Origin of the sequence: Penaeicola halotolerans, from assembly GCF_016464625.1 — a bacterium.
GTDB lineage: Bacteria > Bacteroidota > Bacteroidia > Cytophagales > Cyclobacteriaceae > Penaeicola > Penaeicola halotolerans.
On sequence record NZ_JAEAGO010000064.1, the window covers coordinates 1 to 273 of the forward strand.

1 pseudogene is annotated in these 273 nt (G+C 41.8%); it reads left to right on the plus strand.

Annotated features, from left to right (window positions below):
* Positions 1-272 (plus strand): annotated as a pseudogene (locus I5349_RS13735) (hypothetical protein); the annotation flags it as partial.
* Position 273 lies beyond the last annotated feature (1 nt).

Consider the following 273-nt stretch of genomic DNA (forward strand, 5'->3'; position numbering starts at 1 on the left):
CTCATGCTCAGCATAATGGCTACAAACGTGAGCTACTAGAAAAGAACAAAGACGAACCATCTGTCACCAGAAATACCTACATAGGTACAGAAACACTAACTCTTAAGAGGATAGATTATGAAACACTAGCCGACATCTGCGATGTGGTCTTTATCGCACTACATGGTAGACCGGGTGAAGATGGTGCCGTCCAAGCACATTTGGATAAAGTAGGTCTACCATATAACGGCTTAGGAGTAGATAGCTCTCAAATCACTATCAATAAGTACTAGA